General features: G+C 67.3%; 14 protein-coding genes and 1 pseudogene. 5 read left to right on the top strand and 10 right to left on the bottom strand.

The window, feature by feature from the left end:
* Positions 1-15 precede the first annotated feature (15 nt).
* Positions 16-1,608 (bottom strand): bifunctional phosphoribosylaminoimidazolecarboxamide formyltransferase/IMP cyclohydrolase, encoded by a 1,593-nt coding sequence (gene purH / locus E4K09_RS28325; protein WP_134500931.1) that lies wholly within the window; start codon positions 1,606-1,608, stop codon positions 16-18.
* A gap of 213 nt (positions 1,609-1,821) precedes the next feature.
* On the opposite strand from purH, the pseudogene E4K09_RS28330 reads away from it, so the two are divergent.
* A pseudogene (locus tag E4K09_RS28330) lies at positions 1,822-2,217 on the top strand (YkvA family protein); the annotation flags it as partial.
* A 105-nt stretch (positions 2,218-2,322) separates the two neighbouring features.
* Here the strand turns inward: E4K09_RS28330 and E4K09_RS28335 are convergent.
* The 3 genes from E4K09_RS28335 to htpX all read right to left on the bottom strand — a co-directional run bounded on the left by E4K09_RS28335 (position 2,323) and on the right by htpX (position 6,547).
* Entirely contained in the window at positions 2,323-4,083 is a 1,761-nt protein-coding gene (locus E4K09_RS28335; RefSeq protein WP_134500932.1) for a heparinase II/III family protein, read from the bottom strand.
* A 227-nt stretch (positions 4,084-4,310) separates the two neighbouring features.
* Positions 4,311-5,624 carry an RsmB/NOP family class I SAM-dependent RNA methyltransferase gene (locus E4K09_RS28340; protein ID WP_425293893.1) on the bottom strand — a complete coding sequence of 438 codons (1,314 nt, stop codon included), beginning with the start codon at positions 5,622-5,624 and terminating at the stop codon, positions 4,311-4,313.
* Positions 5,625-5,626: 2 nt separating this feature from the next.
* A complete protein-coding gene (gene htpX, locus E4K09_RS28345; RefSeq protein WP_134500933.1) occupies positions 5,627-6,547 on the bottom strand; it encodes a zinc metalloprotease HtpX in 921 nt (306 codons plus the stop codon).
* A gap of 154 nt (positions 6,548-6,701) precedes the next feature.
* Between htpX and E4K09_RS28350 the strand changes: the two genes are divergently transcribed.
* Complete coding sequence (locus E4K09_RS28350) at positions 6,702-6,938, top strand: DUF1674 domain-containing protein (RefSeq protein ID WP_134500934.1); 237 nt, start codon at positions 6,702-6,704, stop codon at positions 6,936-6,938.
* A gap of 87 nt (positions 6,939-7,025) precedes the next feature.
* The gene (locus tag E4K09_RS28355) at positions 7,026-8,324 is read left to right on the top strand and encodes a class I SAM-dependent methyltransferase (protein WP_134500935.1); all 1,299 of its coding nucleotides are present in this window, start codon (positions 7,026-7,028) and stop codon (positions 8,322-8,324) included.
* Here the strand turns inward: E4K09_RS28355 and E4K09_RS28360 are convergent.
* From E4K09_RS28360 to tsaD, 6 genes are all read right to left on the bottom strand, one after another.
* Positions 8,321-8,827 (bottom strand): L,D-transpeptidase, encoded by a 507-nt coding sequence (locus E4K09_RS28360; protein WP_134500936.1) that lies wholly within the window; start codon positions 8,825-8,827, stop codon positions 8,321-8,323. The two genes, E4K09_RS28355 and E4K09_RS28360, sit on opposite strands and share 4 nt — an antisense overlap.
* A 225-nt stretch (positions 8,828-9,052) precedes the next feature.
* On the bottom strand, positions 9,053-11,011 hold the full coding sequence (gene acs / locus E4K09_RS28365) for an acetate--CoA ligase (protein WP_134500937.1): 1,959 nt from the start codon (positions 11,009-11,011) through the stop codon (positions 9,053-9,055).
* 587 nt (positions 11,012-11,598) lie between these two features.
* Complete coding sequence (locus E4K09_RS28370; RefSeq protein WP_134500938.1) at positions 11,599-12,342, bottom strand: outer membrane protein; 744 nt, start codon at positions 12,340-12,342, stop codon at positions 11,599-11,601.
* A 453-nt stretch (positions 12,343-12,795) separates the two neighbouring features.
* Entirely contained in the window at positions 12,796-13,209 is a 414-nt protein-coding gene (locus E4K09_RS28375) for an EVE domain-containing protein (RefSeq protein ID WP_134500939.1), read from the bottom strand.
* A gap of 14 nt (positions 13,210-13,223) precedes the next feature.
* On the bottom strand, positions 13,224-14,219 hold the full coding sequence (locus tag E4K09_RS28380) for an NAD(P)H-dependent glycerol-3-phosphate dehydrogenase (protein ID WP_193557371.1): 996 nt from the start codon (positions 14,217-14,219) through the stop codon (positions 13,224-13,226).
* Positions 14,219-15,289 carry a tRNA (adenosine(37)-N6)-threonylcarbamoyltransferase complex transferase subunit TsaD gene (tsaD, locus tag E4K09_RS28385; protein ID WP_134500940.1) on the bottom strand — a complete coding sequence of 357 codons (1,071 nt, stop codon included), beginning with the start codon at positions 15,287-15,289 and terminating at the stop codon, positions 14,219-14,221. Before tsaD ends, E4K09_RS28380 begins: the two co-directional genes overlap by 1 nt.
* 125 nt (positions 15,290-15,414) lie before the next feature.
* On the opposite strand from tsaD, the gene hemC reads away from it, so the two are divergent.
* Together hemC and E4K09_RS28395 are read left to right on the top strand one after the other, a co-directional pair.
* Positions 15,415-16,341, top strand: coding sequence for a hydroxymethylbilane synthase (gene hemC, locus E4K09_RS28390; RefSeq protein ID WP_134500941.1), 927 nt, complete (start codon positions 15,415-15,417; stop codon positions 16,339-16,341).
* Complete coding sequence (locus E4K09_RS28395; protein WP_134500942.1) at positions 16,341-17,039, top strand: uroporphyrinogen-III synthase; 699 nt, start codon at positions 16,341-16,343, stop codon at positions 17,037-17,039. Before hemC ends, E4K09_RS28395 begins: the two co-directional genes overlap by 1 nt.
* Positions 17,040-17,089: the final 50 nt, after the last annotated feature.

Here is a 17,089-nt window from a genome sequence, read left to right on the forward strand (position 1 = left end):
TGTGGGGATTGGTTCTCAGTGGCGGAAGTGGCGGTGACCGGTGAACACCATGGCAAGGCCCGCCTCGTCGGCGGCCTTGATCACCTCGTCGTCGCGCATGGAGCCGCCGGGCTGGATCACGGCGGTGGCGCCGGCCTCGGCGGCCGCCATCAGGCCGTCCGCGAAGGGGAAGAATGCGTCCGAGGCCACGACCGAACCCTTGGCCAGCGTCTCGGGCAGGCCCGCCGCCTTGGCGGCCTCCGCGGCCTTCCAGGCGGCGATGCGGGAGGAATCGACGCGGCTCATCTGGCCCGCGCCGATGCCTACGGTGGCGAGGTCCCGGGCGTAGACGATGGCGTTCGACTTCACGTGCTTGGCGACCCGGAAGGCGAAGCGCAGGTCCGCGAGCTCGCGCTCGCTGGGCGCGCGCTTCGTCACCACCTTCAGATCCATGGCATCGACCACCGCGTTGTCGCGCGACTGCGCCAGGAAGCCGCCCGCCACCGTGCGCAGGGTCAGGCCGGGCTGGCGCGGATCGGGCAGGGCGCCTGCGAGCAGCAGGCGCAGGTTCTTCTTCGCGGCCACGATGGCGATCGCCTCCTCGCTGGCATCGGGCGCGATGATCACCTCCGTGAAGATCTCGGTGATCGCCTTGGCAGCTTCCGCATCGAGCGCACGGTTCATGGCCACGATGCCCCCGAAGGCCGAGACGGGATCGCAGCGCAGGGCCCGCTCGTAGGCCTCCACGAGGCTTGCGCCTTCCGCGACGCCGCAGGGATTGGCGTGCTTCACGATCACGACCGCAGCTGAGCGCTCGGGGTTGAACTCGGCCACGGCCTCATAGGCCGCATCGGTGTCGTTGATATTGTTGTAGGAGAGCTGCTTGCCCTGCACCTGGCGAGCGGTGGCGACGCCGGGGCGCTGCTCGGGCGTACGGTAGAAGGCGGCGCTCTGGTGCGGGTTCTCGCCGTAGCGCATCACCTCGGCGATCGCGCCGCCGAGGGCCCTGAAGGGCGGAGTCGCCTCGCCGAGTTCGCTGGCGAACCAGTTGGAGATCGCCGCGTCGTAGGCGGCTGTGCGGGCATAGGCCTTCTGGGCGAGGCGGCGGCGCAGGGTGTAGGTCACCGCGCCCTCATATCGGCTAAGATCGGCGAGGACTGCGGCATAATCGGCGCCATCCACCACCACGGCCACGTCGCCGTGGTTCTTGGCCGCCGCGCGGATCATGGCCGGCCCCCCGATATCGATGTTCTCGATGCAGTCGTCGTACGGCTTGCCCGCCGCGACCGTGGCCTCGAAGGGGTAGAGGTTCACCACCAGGAGGTCGATGGCCTGGATGCCGTGCGCGAGCATGGCCGCCTGATGCTCGGGATTGGCGCGGATGCCGAGGAGGCCGCCGTGGACGGACGGGTGAAGCGTCTTCACGCGCCCGTCCATCATCTCGGGAAAGCCCGTGAGATCGCTCACGTCCTTCACGGACAGGCCCGCCTCGCTGAGCGCCTTGTGGGTGCCGCCGGTGGAGACCAGCTCGATGCCCCGCTCGGACAGCGCCCGGGCGAAGTCCACGAGACCCGTCTTGTCGGATACGGAAAGCAAAGCGCGGGACACGCGCTTCAGATCGCTCGGCATGGCGGCCGCTCCATGAAGGGGTAAGAATGCGGGCGCGATAGCACGATGGATCCGGGATGGGAACCCGACGGGCCAGGGTTTCAGGCCGCCTGCCGTCCACGCAACGCAGGGATGCACGATCCGGCACCCCCCTCCGCCCTGTGGTCTTCATCGAAGGCTGATCGGAAACGTGCCATTGTCCCGGCCCATGCATGGGGCTCTTTCGGTGATCGCATGACACAAGACCACGACTCGAGAACCCAGCCGACAAAGGATCGGGGCGGACGCCTGCGGGACTGGGCCCGGCGGCTCAGGCGGGACGTCGTCGCCCTCTACATCGCCGCCCGCGACCCCCGTGTGCCCTGGTCCGTGAAACTCTTCGCGGCAGCAATTGCAGCCTACGCGCTCAGCCCGATTGACCTGATTCCCGACTTCATCCCCGTGCTCGGCTATCTCGATGAGGTGATCATCCTGCCCGTTGCCATCGCCCTTGCGATCCGGATGATCCCTGCACCGCTCATGGCGGAGTTCCGATCGGAGGCGCAGAGGCGGTCCGAACGCCCGACGAGCCGCGTGGCGGCCGGAATCATCGTGGCGATCTGGGTTGTCGCGGCGGCGGTTCTGCTCTGGAGCTTCTGGCCTTCCCTGCTTCCTGAACTCCGCGGCTTCCTGACGGAAGGAGGCCGACGCACGAGGCCTGACACCTGCGAAGCCGGCGGGCTTCCGGCCCTGCGTTCAGAGCAGCTCCTCGGTCGTCCCGGCAGGCTGGTTCGGGTTGAAGGTGCGGGCCAGGCGCTCGAAGCGCCAGCGGACGGACGGCGTCTCGCCCGGGCGGATGGTCAGCACGATCTGCTCCGTGCGGCGCATGCCGTCGGGAGCGGCCAGGAACACGCTGTCCTCGAGGGAGGCCTCGGTTGGGATCGCCGTGAACTGCCAAGCCTCCTGGTTCGGCAGCACGAGCATGATCACGCGCCCGCCCTGCGCGCGGCTTGCCCGGATCCCGGGGGCGAGATGGAAGCGGATGACCGCTTCCGCCGTGGCGGCGGCGCTGCCTTCGCCCCAGAAGACGTCCTCGCCTTCCAGGAGATTGCCCTTGGGCGCGAGCTGCAGCCGCCGCTCGTGAGTCAGGCCGAAGCGCGGGCGGTAGCCGTCATGGCTGGCGGTGAGAATCTGCGCATGCTCGCGCTCGCTGCGTTCGGAGGTGACCCGCTCGGGACCCGAGAGCACCACGGGCCCGATGCGGCGCATGAGCCATCGCGCGATCCTCCGGTTCAGCCAATTGCCCCTGTCGCCCAGGATCTGGCAGGACGAGACATCGTTGATCGAGGCGGTGGAATGGGCCGGCGTCGAGCGGGACGCTTGGATGATGGCCTCGCCCGCGATCCGGGGGGTGCCGCAATTGACCACGATGCGCTGCGTCCCTGAGGAGAACTCGAAGGAGAGGCAGCCCGCTCCGGCCTCCGTCGACAGCGCCGTCGGTGGAGGCGCGCCCACGTCGACCACCAGCAGGGTGCGGCCGGCCTCCATCCGCTCGTAGCCCGTATGGGGGGCGTGCTGGATCGGCTGGCTGCGCATGTCGTCGTAGGTGAGGAGCGTCGCGAGATGATCCGCCGCCGTCACGCCCATGCCGTTGAAATGCGAGAGCGTGCCGTCGCCGTGCCGGAACATGCGCACCATGGGCAGCATGCGGTCGATGGCGTTGAGCAGGGCCTCGGGCGTATCGACCTCGCGGCTGGCGAACATCTGGCGAAGCGGCAGCAGGTCGAAGAGAAGTTCGACCATGATGCGCGGATTGCGGCTCGCATGTCCGCCATCGGCCAGGATCTGGCGTTCGAGCTCGCGCGCGAGCAGGCGGCTCGCGCGCCGCAGAGACCGCTCGAGACCCTCGCAGCACAGGCCCGCATAGCAGAGCGCAATGGCAGCCATCAGCTGCTGCTGGAGCCGTGCGCCGGAGCGCACATGCCGCTCCAGCTCGCGCACATGCTGGCCGAGGAGGCGCAGGAAGCGCTGGTAGAACGCGTGATCCGCGCCTTCCAGGATCAGGGGCGACTGGCTGATGAACGACATGAGACGGCGCGCGACGATCTGCGTTTCGCAGGCGATGGTCTTGTCACCAGGTTTGGAGGAGACGAACTCGTCCACCAGGGAGCGGGCATTGGCCTGCGCGAGAGCCGTCCCGGCGGCTCGTAGGTGACGCAGCCAGCCGAAGCCGTAGAGCGCCTCCCCCCACGCCCGGCTCGGCGGGGTGAACGCAAAGGGCGAGCGGCCGCTGGTGGTGATGGCGCGGCCCGCAAAGGCGAAGAAGCCGGAATAAATATCGGTTGCGATGGTCGGGTCGGCGGTGCGAAGATCCTGCGGCGCGAAGAGCAGGCGTGTCGGCACGGGTGTTCCGAAGAACACTTTCGACAGGCTCCAGACCGCTGCTCCACGCATGGCGCGGCCCGCCTCGGATGAAGCAAGCTTGTACAGACGCCAGCGATCTGGCCCGAAATCCACCCGTGGCGCTCCTTCACGTCATGCTCGGCCGCGCCAGCATAGGGGCGAGTTCCTGCCGACTGGTTAACAGCCCGTAAGCGCCTGCACTTGTTATCGCTTTCAACAGACGTTGTCTCCTGCGGGAACCGCCGCCGTGTCACGGCCGGGCTCGTCCCGCCCTTCCCGATCAGGACAGGCGGCGCGGCCTCCGTGGCTCCTGCGCACCTGCGGCAGGATCGGAGGCCCCATCAGGTCGCTTTGACGAAGCGGGCGACGAAGAAGCCGTCGAGGCCCCTGCGCTCGTGCTCCGGCGAGACGAGATGGCAGGGCAGGGTGCGCACGTCGCCCTCGGGGGTGAGGCACTCGGCAAGGCCGCCGATCTCGTCAGCGGTCACCGGCTGGCGCGCGAATGCGGGGTGACGGGCGAGAAAGCCCGCAGCCTGCCGCTCGCCTTCCTCTGCCTCCAGGGAGCATGTGCAATAGACCAGGCGTCCGCCGGGTTTGAGCAGGCTTGCCGCCTTGTCGAGCAGGCGCGTCTGGAGGCCGGAGAGCTTGCGGATGTCGTCCTCGCTCTTGGTCCAGGCGACGTCGGGATGGCGGCGGATCGTGCCGGTGGCGGAGCACGGCGCATCGAGCAGGATGGCGTCGAACGGCGCCTCCTCGAGCTTCTCCGCATCGATGGCCCGGGTTTCGGCCCTGAGGGCGAGACGGGCGAGGTTCTCCTCCAGCCGCTTCAGGCGCTTGGCCGAGCGGTCGACCGCCAGCACATCGGCGCCCGTTGCGGCCAGTTGCGCCGTCTTGCCGCCGGGGGCGGCGCAAAGATCGGCGACGCGCTCGCCGGGCTTGGCCTGCAGCAGACGCGCCGGAAGGGCGGCAGCCGCATCCTGCACCCACCATACGCCCTCGTCGAACCCCGGAAGCTCGCGAATGGCGGTGCGCTCGACGAGGCGGATGCTGCCGGTCGGCAGCAGAACGCCGTTGAGGCGCCCGGCCCAGGATGCGGCGTCCTCCTTCACGGAGAGATCCACCGAAGCCAGGGAGCGATGGGCCTCCGCGATCTTCGCCGCGAGCTCCTCGCCGTATTGGGCGACCCAGCGCTCCTCGAGCCAGGTCGGGGTGTCGAGCCAGGGCTCCTGGCGCGCGAGGATCATGTCGCGTTCACGGGCGACGCGCCGCAGGACCGCGTTGATGAAACCGCCGGCGTGATGAAGCTTCGCGTCGTCCTGAGCGAGCCGCACGGCGCTGTCGACGGCGGCATGGTCGGGCACGTCGAGAAAGAGGATCTGCGCCGCGCCCGTGGCGAGGAGATGCAGCAGGCGCTCGTCCTTCGGCTCCCGGTTGAGGCGCTCGTTGAGCGCGCGGCCGAGGGTCCCGAGGCGGCGGAAGGTCACGATGGCGATGGCCCGGGCCAGGGCCTCGTCGCGCGGGGAGAGGTTCTCCTGGGGGGAGAGCTCGTCCAGCACGTCGTCGAGCGGCACGCGCCGCTTCATGGTTTCCGTCACCGCCGTCCAGGCGAGGCGGCGGGGGCCGAGCCCCGCCTGTTCGTCCGATTGATCCAAGATCTTTAACCCCAGGGTCCGCGCCGGGGCGGCTGGCCCCAGGGACTGGTTGAACTCTGCGCGAAGAAGCCGCCGCGCGGCGCCGCTCCCATCTCCTGCGCCAAAGCGTGGAGCGCCGCAATCCTGTTTTCCGTCGCGGGGTGGGTGGAGAACAGGTTGTCCATGCCGGTCCCTGAGAGCGGGTTGATGATGAAGAGCGGCGCGGTGGCCGGATGGCGCTCCGCATCCATGTTGGGCACATGGGCCACGCCGCCCGCGATCTTCGCGAGCGCCGAGGCGAGCGACAGGGGCTGGCCGCAGATCGCGGCGCCCATCCGGTCGGCGTCGTACTCCCGTGAGCGGCTGATCGCCATCTGGATGATCATGGCCGCGATCGGCGCGATGAGGACAGTCGCCAGCATGACGATCGGGTTGGGCCGGTCGTCGCCGCGCCCGCCGAACAAGAAGCCGAACTGCGCCAGGGTCGCGATGGCGCCGGCGATGGTGGCGCTCACGGTCATGATCAGGGTGTCGCGGTTCTTGATGTGCGCGAGTTCGTGGGCCATCACGCCCGCGATCTCGTCGGGCGAGAGCATGCCGAGGAGCCCGGTGGTCGCCGCCACGGCGGCGTTCTCCGGGTTGCGGCCGGTGGCGAAGGCGTTCGGCTGCGGATTCTCGATGAGATAGACCCTCGGCATCGGCAGGCCCGCATTGCGGGCGAGATCCCGGACCATGCGGACCAGCTCGGGCGCGGTCCTCTCGTCCACCTCGACGGCATGGTGGGCGGCGAGCGCGAGCCGGTCGGAGTTCCAGTAGGCGAAGAGATTGGTGGCGAGACCCAGGCCCAGCGCGATCATCATGCCGGTCGCGCCTCCGAGCAGGTAGCCCACGACGCCGAACAGGGCCATGAGGCCGGCCAGCAGCATTCCGGTCTTGACGGTGTTCATCGGGGTCTCCACCTCGGGCAGGACTTCATCCGTTCGACCCTTCATGTGGGAATGGTTCAGCTCGCCACCAAGAGCGCCCGCGCCCATGTGCCACCCATTGTGCCCACTCGGCGAGCCCTCCCGCAGGGGCTTCGAACCTGATAGAGACCATCTCATGAGCAGCAACGACACCCCTGAAACCGCCCAGGCGCCCACCCTCGAAGGAGCCGCGCCCGGGAAAGCCCTTTCGCCCGCAGCCCGGCGGGCCCTGGAGGAGGCGGCCCTGCGGCGGCAGGAGATCGACGCCCGCGCCGCGGAGATCGTCAGGCAGGAGGAGCACCAGGGCCGGGGCGGCCTGGAGCCCGTGCGCTACGAGGACTGGGAGGTGAAAGGCCTCGCCAGCGACTTCTGAACGGCAAGCGGCTTCCAAAAGGATTGTCTCCCGGCTGACCCACGCTTAGTGTCCTTGCCGACGTGGCACGCTGAGGGTTGCGGGGGAATGGACGGAGCGGGGCGGCTGAAGCTTTTCCGGGGCCTTCTGGAGGAGGCCCATCGGGTGCTCGACCTGCCGTTCGGTTTCGAACTGTGGGACGGTTCCACGGTTCCCGCCGATCTTCCCTCCTATGCCATGCGCCTCGTGATCCGCCACGAGAACGTGGTCGCAAGCCTCGTGCGCCGCCCGAACTTCGATACGGTCCTCAACGCCTATGTGTCGGGCCTGCTCGACCTCAGGAACGGCACCCTCTTCGATCTCGCGGCCCAGCGCCCGCAGAAGGCGGGGCGACGTCTTCGGACGATCAGCAAGCTCACGGCGCTCAAGACGGCCTATCATTTCCTGCGCGCTCCCGCCGACATGCCGCGCCCCTTGAGCCGGGTCGAGGAGGATCCCAACGCACGGGAGGGCAAGCCCCAGACGAACAAGAAGAACGTCGCCTACCACTACGACGTCTCGAACGCGTTCTACGGCCTCTTCCTCGATCCGGAGATGGTTTATACCTGCGCCTATTTCCAGCCGGACTGGCATGACGACCTGGCCCGCGCGCAGAAGGACAAGCTCGACATGATCTGCCGCAAGCTGCGGCTGACGCCGGGCGACCGCCTTCTCGACATCGGCTGCGGCTGGGGCGCCCTGATCTGCCACGCGGCGCAGCATTACGGCGTCAAAGCCACCGGCGTGACCCTCGCCGAGGAGCAGGCGAGGCTCGCCCGCGAGAAGGTCGCGCGGCTCGGGCTCCAGGATCGCGTCGAGGTCATGGTGAAGGATTTCACCCAGATGGAGGGCGAGTTCGACAAGATCTCCTCCATCGGCATGTTCGAGCATGTGGGCATCAGGAACCACCCCGCTTACTTTCAGGCGGTGCACCGCCTGCTCAGGCCGCGCGGCCTCTATCTCCACCACACCATCGCGCGGCGCGCGAAGAGGAGCGAGCGCGCCTTCCGCAAGCTCAAGCCCGAATACAAGGCGCTCACCCGCTACATCTTCCCCGGCGGCGAGCTCGATCATCTCGGCATGTCGATCGCCAACCTGGAGCGCTTCGGCTTCGAGGTGCACGACGTGGAGGGCTGGCGCGAGCATTACCAGCGCACCACGCGCCTGTGGTGGGAGAATTTGAGCGCTAGGCAGAAGGAAGCCGAGGCCATGGTGGGCAAGGAGAAGACCCGCATGTGGCTCCTCTACCTCGCCGGCTGCTCGCTGGCCTTCGAGCGCGCGGCCGTGGGCGTGAATCAAACGCTCGTCTCCAAGCGCATCCGCGGCCCCTCGGGCCTGCCGCCGACAAGGGCGGACCTTTACGCCTAAGGCACCACCACCACCCGCGTTCCCACGCTCACCTGATCGTAGAGATCGATGATGTCCTGGTTGAGCATGCGGATGCAGCCGTAGGACGCGTAAGTGCCGATGGAGCCCGGGCGGTTGGTGCCGTGGATGGCGTATTCGTCGAGATCGAGGGTGAGCGCCCGCGCGCCCATGGGGTTGTTCGGCGCGCCGCCGGGAATCACGTCGGGCAGGCGGGGATTGTCGCGCCTGATCTCCGCGGGCGGCGACCAGGCGGGCCGCACGTATTTGCCGTCGATCCGCGCCTCGCCGAACCATTGCTTGCCCGGCTTTCCGACCGCCACCCGATAGCGCAGGGCCGTGCCGTCGCCGCGCACGTAGTAGAGCCGCCGCTCGCCCGTCCTGATCACGATGGTGCCGGGCGACACGCCGTCCTGAAACGGCACCACCTCGCGGGCCAATGCGGCGCTCGTTCCGAGCGTCACGCCAACGATGGCAGCAATGGCGAATGCGGCGCGCGCACCCATGTCCCAAAACCTCCTGCTTCAACGGCCACGAGGGTGAGACGCAGGAGCCAAGGCTACGGTTCCGGATGACATCGCTCACGTCATCACCGGCCTTGTGCCGGTGATCTCGACGTCCGGGAGTGCAGCGCCTCACAAAGCGAGATGGCCGGGACGAGCCCGGCCATGACGTGGAGGTCTCTGAGCGCGTTCCGGGTTCCGGTCTGAGATCCCGGGATGCGCCGATGTTTACGCCGCTTGCGTGCGCTTGTTCTGGCGGTTGGTGATGAGGTCGTCGACCACCGTGGGGTCCGCGAGCGTCGAGGTGTCGCCGAGCGAGCCGAACTCGTCCTCGGCGATCTTGCGCAGGATGCGGCGCATGATCTTGCCCGAGCGGGTCTTGGGCAGGCCCGGGGCGAACTGGATCAGGTCCGGCGAGGCGATGGGGCCGATTTCCTTGCGCACCCAGGCCACCAGTTCCTTGCGCAGCTCTTCCGACGGTTGCTCGCCGGCCATGAGCGTCACGTAGGCGTAGATGCCCTGGCCCTTGATGTCGTGCGGATAGCCGACGACGGCGGCTTCCGAGACCTTCGGGTGCGCGACAAGGGCCGATTCCACCTCCGCCGTGCCCATGCGGTGGCCGGAGACGTTGATCACGTCGTCCACGCGGCCCGTGATCCAGTAATAGCCGTCAGCATCGCGGCGGCAGCCGTCGCCGGTGAAGTATTTCCCCGGATAGGTGGAGAAGTAGGTCTGCACGAAACGCTCGTGATCGCCATAGACCGTCCGCATCTGGCCCGGCCAGGAATCGGCGATCACGAGATTGCCCTCGCAGGCGCCCTCCAGCACCTTGCCTTCCGCGTCCACCACTTCGGGCTTCACGCCGAAGAACGGACGCGTGGCCGAACCGGGCTTCAGCTTCGTCGCGCCGGGCAGCGGCGTGATGAGGATGCCGCCGGTCTCCGTCTGCCACCAGGTGTCGACGATCGGGCAGCGGCTGTCGCCGACCACGCGATGGTACCATTCCCAGGCCTCCGGATTGATCGGCTCGCCCACGCTCCCTAAGAGGCGCAGGGACTTGCGCGCGGTCTTCTTTACCGGCTCCTCACCCGCCTGCATGAGCGAGCGGATCGCCGTGGGGGCGGTGTAGAAGATGTTCACGTTGTGCTTGTCGATAACCTCCCAGAAGCGGGAAATCGACGGATAGGTGGGCACGCCCTCGAACATGAGCGTGGTCGCGCCGTTCGCGAGCGGTCCGTAGAGAATGTAGGAATGGCCGGTGACCCAGCCCACGTCGGCGGTGCACCAGTAGATGTCGCCGTCGTGGTAGTCGAACACAAGTTCATGCGTCATCGACGCGTAGACGAGATAGCCGCCGGTGGTGTGCAGCACGCCCTTCGGGGTGCCGGTGGAGCCGGAGGTGTAGAGGATGAACAGCGGATCCTCCGCGTTCATCTCCTCGTAGGGGCAATCGTCGGAGACTTGTGCAGCGGCCTCGTCGTAATAGACGTCGCGGCCCGGCACCATGTTCACCGCGCCGCCGGTGCGGCGCACGACGAGCACGTGATCCACGACGCCGGCGCCGACGCGTTCGATGGCGGCGTCCACGTTCACCTTGAGCGGCACCTTGCGGCCGCCGCGCAGGCCCTCGTCGGCGGTGATGATGAAGGCCGACTTGGCGTCCTGGATGCGGCTGGCGAGCGAATCCGGCGAGAAGCCGCCGAACACCACGGAATGGATCGCGCCGAGGCGCGCGCAGGCGAGCATCGCATAGGCCGCTTCCGGGATCATCGGCAGGTAGATCGTGACGCGGTCGCCCTTCTCGACGCCGCGGTTGCGCATGATGTTGGCCATGCGATTCACCTGCGCGTAAAGCTCGCGATAGGTGATCTTTCTGGACTCGGACGGGTCGTCGCCTTCCCAGATGATGGCGACCTGGTCGCCGCGGGTGTGCAGGTGCCGGTCGACGCAGTTATAGGCCACGTTGGTGACGCCATCCTCGAACCAACGAATCGAGACGTCGCCGGGGCCGAAATGGGTGTTCTTGATCCGGGTCGGCTCCTTGAACCAGTGGATGCGCTTGGCCTCCTCGGCCCAGAAGGCCTGCGGGTCCTTCACGGAGGCCTCGTATTTCGCGCGGTAGCCGGCATCGTCCAGATAGGCGCGGTGGGTCCATTCGGACGGCACGTCGTAGATCTTCTCTTCCATGACGTTTCTCCCAAACTCAAGTCGTTACCGGGGTAATTAGGTCTAGGTTTACGGAAAGAGAGAGGGTCCGGGCAAGCGGGGCCGGGATCGGACTTTGGTCGTTGCTACTTTTGGAGGCCAGCGAGGAGAGAGCTTCATCCGGGATGCGGGCTTCCGCGAATCCTGCCGCGTTTCCTAAGCCCTTTCGAAAGCCTTACCCGAAATTTCCCGGTCTGAGCCCCTGGATCGCATAGAGCCCCATGGCCGCGCTCCCATCTGTTGCTTCCCTCAGGAACCTGTCCAATGCCCCGGATTGTGCTTGCTCTGCATCTGATTGGGCTTCTCGTAGGCCGTTCCTCGTCGAGGAATGCCCTCTCCATGGAAGTTGCCGGCAGCCAAGGCCGATTAGCGAAGGTGACGCTCGACCGTGAGGGGCCTCACACAGCGTCATACGAGTTCACAGCTGACAAGGGCGGCATTCGGATAACTGGCACGGCCTTCAGGCAGTAGCTTTAGGGTCTCCCTGGCTGAGGAAAGCTGCATCGACGACTCGGCAAGCAAAAGGCCCGGGTTTCCCCGGGCCATTTCTGTCGCGGATATGAGGGATCTTAGTAGGTGCCAAACTTGTAGCTCACGCCCACGCGTACCGTGTGGAAGTCGAGATCTTCCTCGGCAACCGCGTCTGCGAGAACAGTCGAGGTGTTGCTGAATTCCTCGAACTGGGTGTAGCGGTACTCGATGCGAGCCGTCAGGTTATTGGTGAAGGCGTACTCAACGCCAGCACCCAGCGTCCAGCCCCACTGCGTCTCATCGAAGGAGTCGGTGCCGATCACGCCGAGAGCATCGCTGATCTCGTAGCTGCTCTCGAAGTTCGCAAAGGCGAGACCGCCGGTTGCGTAGATGAGAGCGCGATCGAAGGCGACACCGGCGCGAGCGCGCAGCGAGCCCTGGAAGTTGATCTCGCTCGAGCGAGCAATCGAGAAGTTAGCCGTCGTGAAGGTCACGTCGTTATCGATGCCAGCAGCCTCGATATCGGCCTCAACACCGACCACGAAGGAGCCGAACTGGACATTGTAGCCAGCATGGACGCCGCCGACGAAGCCGTCGAGGTCCGAGTCGTCCGAAGTGGTGAACACAACCGGGGTCGTGCCGACGAAGAGACCGGTGTCGCTCTCACCCCAGGCGTAACCAACCTGACCACCGACGTAGAAACCGGTCCAGGTGAAGACCGGAACAGGAGCGATGATCGGGGCCGGAGCAGCGCGGGAAGGAAGGTCGGCAGCGGAAGCCACCGAGATACCTGCAGTGGTGAGGGCAGTCGCGGCCAGCAGGCCGAGAAGACGGGGTTTCATGAGAAAAAATCCAAAAGCGAGGGGTTCGCTGGTTCAGACTATGGTTAAGTAGTAAAGGAAGATATGGCCAAGTTGCAACAATAGCCGACAATCACATCTGAGTTTTAAAATAACATTACAAGTACTAAGATGCAATCGGTGTCAGCGTTTACCCTAACTGGGGCGTATGGGTAGCTACGAGTGCTTTCGGAAGCGCATCCGACAACGAGGAGAACGCTAGATCCTGCCCGTCGGGGTGGAATCCTTTCTTACCTGCCTTTGCGTCGGGCTGCCGCCTAGATCTATGCAGGTGTCATTGACACCCAGTTGCTTCTATGAACGCCGTTCACCCACGGATTTCCACGAAGTTCGGATCTGTCTGCTGCTTTGGAAGGCGAGGCAGTCAAGCAGGGCGTCCGGTAGGATGCTAAGGCACCCTTGAAAAATGAAGCCCAGGCGACGCCACGGGAGTTGCTACAGCCCGCCCATCCGACAGACGATCGCCCATTCCTCGTCCGTCACCGGCTGCACCGAGAGGCGGGAATTGTTGACGAGAATCATGCCCTTGAGCCTCGGCTCGGCCTTGATCTCGTCGAGCGTCACCGGCCGCGGAAAAGCCTTCACGGCCTTGATGTCCACCATGCCGAACTTGCCCGTCTCGTCCGTGTGGTCGGGATAGTATTCCTTGATCACTTCCACGATGCCGACGACGGCCTTGCCTTCGTTGGAATGGTAGAAGAAGCCCTGCTCGCCCTTTTTCATCGCCATCAGGTTCTGCTTGGCGACGTGGTTGCGGACGCCGTTCCAGAACGTGCCCTTGTCGCCTTGCGCGACCTGGTGGTCCCACGACCAGACGGAGGGTTCGGACTTGTAGAGCCAATGAGCCATTGTCGGATTTGCTTTTAGTGTTCGGACTTGATGGGACGGTTCATGAGCGCAGCGACCGCATGATCGAGGGTCCATGCGCCGGACAGGATTTTCTCGACCGCTTCGGCAATCGGCATGTCGACGCCTTTTTCCCGCGCCAGCGCCACGAGGGCGCCGGCGGTGGCGGCGCCCTCCACCAGCTTTCCGGCGGAGGCTGCTTCGGCGGTCGCCCCCTGGCCGAGGCGCAGGCCGAACGAGAAGTTGCGTGATTGGGCGGAAGAGCAGGTGAGCACGAGGTCGCCGAGCCCGGACAGGCCCATCAGCGTCTCCGGCTCGCCCCCATAGGCGTGCGCGAAGCGCAGGAGTTCCGCGAAGCCGCGCGCGATGAGCGCCGCCTTCGCGCTCTCGCCGAGTCCGCGCCCCGCCACCGCGCCGCAGGCGATGGCGAGCACGTTCTTGGCGGCGCCGCCGATTTCCACGCCGCGCACATCCGTGCGGTGATAGACGCGGAACGTGGGGCCGGAGAGGGCGGTGGCGAGGTCTTCCGCCCGCGCCGCATCGCGGCAGGCCAGGGTCACGGCGGTGGGCAGGCCGCGCGCGACGTCATGCGCGAAGCTCGGGCCCGACAGCACGGCGACCGGAGAGCTGGGGCGAACCTCCACCACCACGTCGCAGAGGAAGGCGCCGGTGGTGCGCTCGATACCCTTCGCGCAGAGCACAAGGGGAGTCTCGCGCGGCAGGATGGGCGAGAGGGCTCCCGTCATGCCCCGCGTCGTCTGGGCGGGGGTCACGAGAAGAACGGCGCAGCACGAGGCCAGCCGGGTGAGATCGGCGGTCGGCGTGATGCGGTCGAGGAGCCGCGCGCCGGGCAGGAAACGCTCGTTCATGCGTGTGCGCTCGAGCTCCGCCGCCTGCTCCGGGGACCGCATCCAGAGGATCACGTCGTTCCCCGCGAGGGCTGCGGCGTTAGCGAGCGCCGTCCCCCAGGCTCCGGCACCGACGATGCCGATGGGACGCATCGCCCGGGCCATCAGGCCTTCACTCCCGCGGCTTGCACTCCCGCGGCCTGGCCGCTGGTGTCGAGCGGCCAGCGGGCGCGGGCGGGGGCGTCGATGTCGTCGATCAGGCCGAGCCGCATGCGCTCGAGCCCCGCCCAGGCGATCATCGCGGCATTGTCGCCGCACAGGGCGAGGGGCGGGGCGACGAGCTTGAGGCCGGTCTCGACGGCCAGTCGCTGCAGGGCCTGGCGCATGGTCTGGTTCGCGGCCACGCCGCCCGCCACGACGAGTGCCTTCGGGGCGCCTGCGATCTCGCGGAACCGGCGAAGCGCCACGCGGGTGCGGTCCACCACCACGTCCACGATGGCGGCCTGGAAGCCGGCGCAGAGGTCCGCGATGTCGGTCTGAGTGAGCGGCGCGATCTTCTCCGCCTCGATGCGCACGGCGGTCTTGAGACCGGAGAGCGAGAAATTCGGTTCCGCCCGCCCCTGCATGGGGCGGGGCAGGGCAAAGCGCTCCGGATTGCCTCGTCCCGCCTCGCGCTCCACATGGGGCCCGCCCGGATAGGGCAGTCCCAGCATCTTCGCCACCTTGTCGAACGCCTCGCCGATGGCGTCGTCGATGGTGGTGCCGATGCGCACGTATTCGCCCACGCCCTTCACGGCCACGAGCTGCGTGTGGCCGCCCGACGCGAGAAGGAGCAGGTAAGGAAAGCCGATGCCGTCGGTCAGCCGCGCCGTCAGCGCGTGGGCCTCCAGATGGTTCACCGCCATCAGGGGCTTGCGGGTGACGAGCGCCATGGCCTTCGCGGTGGTGAGGCCCACCAGGACGCCGCCGATGAGACCCGGACCCGCGGCCACCGCGATGCCGTCGATGTCCTTCACCGTGCAGCCGGCGTTCTTGAGGGCGCGAGCGATCAGGCGGTCGAGCACCTCCACATGGGCGCGGGCCGCGATTTCCGGCACCACGCCGCCATAGGCGGCATGCTCGGCGATCTGGCTCAGGACCTCGCTGGAGAGAATTTCGCCCCGTCCGTCGAAGCTTACGCCCACCACGGCGGCCGCGGTTTCGTCGCAGGTGGTTTCGATACCTAGGATGCGCATCTGTCGGGTGCCGTTGGCTCAAGTGATCTTTCGGGCTTTCGGCCCGGTTGTCCTCCCCCTATAGTCCGCTCCGCCGCACAAGATCAAACGCGGATATTGCCTTCAATCTGGAGTACGCAGCGGGAATGACCTCCTCATCGACCCTGGTCATCGGCACGCGCGGCAGCCCTCTGGCGCTGGCGCAGGCCCACGAGACGCAAGACAGGCTGGTCGCCGCCCATGGATGGCGGGTCGAGACTCTTCCCCTGTCGATCATCAAGACCACAGGCGATGCCATTCAGGACCGGCCCCTTTCCGAGGCCGGCGGAAAGGGGCTTTTCACCAAGGAACTCGACATCGCCCTGCTCGAAGGCTCCATCGATCTTGCGGTCCACTCGGCCAAGGACCTGCCGACCACCCTGCCGGAGGGAATCGCCATCGCGGGCTTCCTGCCTCGCGAGGATGTGCGCGACGCCTTCATCAGCCACCGCTACAGGAGCCTTGCCGATCTGCCGCCGGGCGCGGTCGTCGGCTCCGCGTCCCTGCGGCGCCAGGCGCAAGTTCGCCGCCTGCGGCCGGACCTTAAGGTGACCTTGCTGCGCGGCAACGTGCAGACCCGGCTCGCCAAGCTGGAGCGCGGGGAAGTGGACGCCACCCTGCTCGCCATGGCGGGCCTGCGCCGTCTCGGCCTGACCGATCACGTGACCACGATTCTCGACACGGACGATTTTCTCCCCGCCGTGGGGCAGGGGGCCATCGCCATCGCCATCCGGGCCGAGGACGAGCGGGTGCGCGAGGCGCTGCGGCCGATCCTCGACGCCGCCACCGCCCAGGCGCTCGCCGCCGAGCGGGCTTTCCTGACCATTCTCGACGGCTCCTGTCGCACGCCCATCGCAGGCCATGCCCGGCTGGTGGGCGGCGCGCTCGAAATCCGTGGGCTCGTGCTGCGCCCGGACGGGTCGGAATGCCTCGAGGCGGTTCGGCGCGGAGCGCCGGATGACGCCGTGGCGCTCGGACGCGAGGCCGGAACCGAGCTTCGCACCCGCATGCCGGCCGGGTTTCTCGACATCTGATGCGGATTCTCCTCACACGCGCGCAGGAGGATTCCGAGCGCACGCGGACGAAGCTCGCAGCCCTCGGCCACGAGGCGGTGATCGCGCCCGTGCTCCGCATCGTGCCGACCGGCGACCCGATGCCCGCCGGGGCCTGCGACGCGCTCGTCGTCACCAGCGCCCATGCGGTGGAAGCCCTGTCCACTTTCAAGGACAGGAGCATCGCGGTCTTCTCCGTCGGCGAGCGGACGACCGCCGTGCTGCGGACGGCGGGCTTCACCTCCATCGAGACGGCTCAGGGCGATGCGGGGTCTCTGTCCCGGCTGATCCGGACTGCGCTCCGGCCGCCGCGCACGCTTCTCCATGTCACCGCCCGCCACCACAAGGAGGAGCCCGCGGCCTCCCTGCGCGCGGCGGGGTTCACGGTGCCGATCTGGGAGGCTTACGAGGCCGAGGCCCTGCCGGGTCTGCCCGAGGCCGCCGCGGAGGCCCTCCGGACTGGCAAAATCGCGGCCGTGCTCCATTATTCCCGTCGGAGCGCCGACCTTTTCGTTCATCTGGCCGGGAAGGCAGGCCTTCAATCCGCAATCCTCGGCTGCCCTCATCTGTGCCTGTCGGCGGATGTCTCGGCCCCCCTCGAGGCCGCAGGCGCCGCCACGCGCATCGCCGGTGAGCCTCACGAGGATGCGCTTCTCGAACTGGTGCGGAGCCTTTCGTGACCCCGGTCGCCGCTTCGTCTACGATGGTGTAGCCTAGGGATCTTTGCCGA

Origin of the sequence: Microvirga pakistanensis (assembly GCF_004458765.1) — a bacterium.
Lineage (GTDB): Bacteria > Pseudomonadota > Alphaproteobacteria > Rhizobiales > Beijerinckiaceae > Microvirga > Microvirga pakistanensis.

Bases quoted from the DNA above. Each gene is read 5' to 3' on its own strand.
- htpX (WP_134500933.1), bottom strand. From the start codon at position 6,547: ATGAACACCGTCAAGACCGGAATGCTGCTGGCCGGCCTCATGGCCCTG.
- E4K09_RS28355 (WP_134500935.1), top strand. From the start codon at position 7,026: ATGGACGGAGCGGGGCGGCTGAAGCTTTTCCGGGGCCTTCTGGAGGAG.
- purH (WP_134500931.1), bottom strand. From the start codon at position 1,608: ATGCCGAGCGATCTGAAGCGCGTGTCCCGCGCTTTGCTTTCCGTATCC.
- tsaD (WP_134500940.1), bottom strand. From the start codon at position 15,289: ATGCGCATCCTAGGTATCGAAACCACCTGCGACGAAACCGCGGCCGCC.
- E4K09_RS28395 (WP_134500942.1), top strand. From the start codon at position 16,341: ATGCGGATTCTCCTCACACGCGCGCAGGAGGATTCCGAGCGCACGCGG.
- E4K09_RS28370 (WP_134500938.1), bottom strand. From the start codon at position 12,342: ATGAAACCCCGTCTTCTCGGCCTGCTGGCCGCGACTGCCCTCACCACT.
- E4K09_RS28350 (WP_134500934.1), top strand. From the start codon at position 6,702: ATGAGCAGCAACGACACCCCTGAAACCGCCCAGGCGCCCACCCTCGAA.
- hemC (WP_134500941.1), top strand. From the start codon at position 15,415: ATGACCTCCTCATCGACCCTGGTCATCGGCACGCGCGGCAGCCCTCTG.
- acs (WP_134500937.1), bottom strand. From the start codon at position 11,011: ATGGAAGAGAAGATCTACGACGTGCCGTCCGAATGGACCCACCGCGCC.
- E4K09_RS28380 (WP_193557371.1), bottom strand. From the start codon at position 14,219: ATGGCCCGGGCGATGCGTCCCATCGGCATCGTCGGTGCCGGAGCCTGG.
- E4K09_RS28375 (WP_134500939.1), bottom strand. From the start codon at position 13,209: ATGGCTCATTGGCTCTACAAGTCCGAACCCTCCGTCTGGTCGTGGGAC.
- E4K09_RS28360 (WP_134500936.1), bottom strand. From the start codon at position 8,827: ATGGGTGCGCGCGCCGCATTCGCCATTGCTGCCATCGTTGGCGTGACG.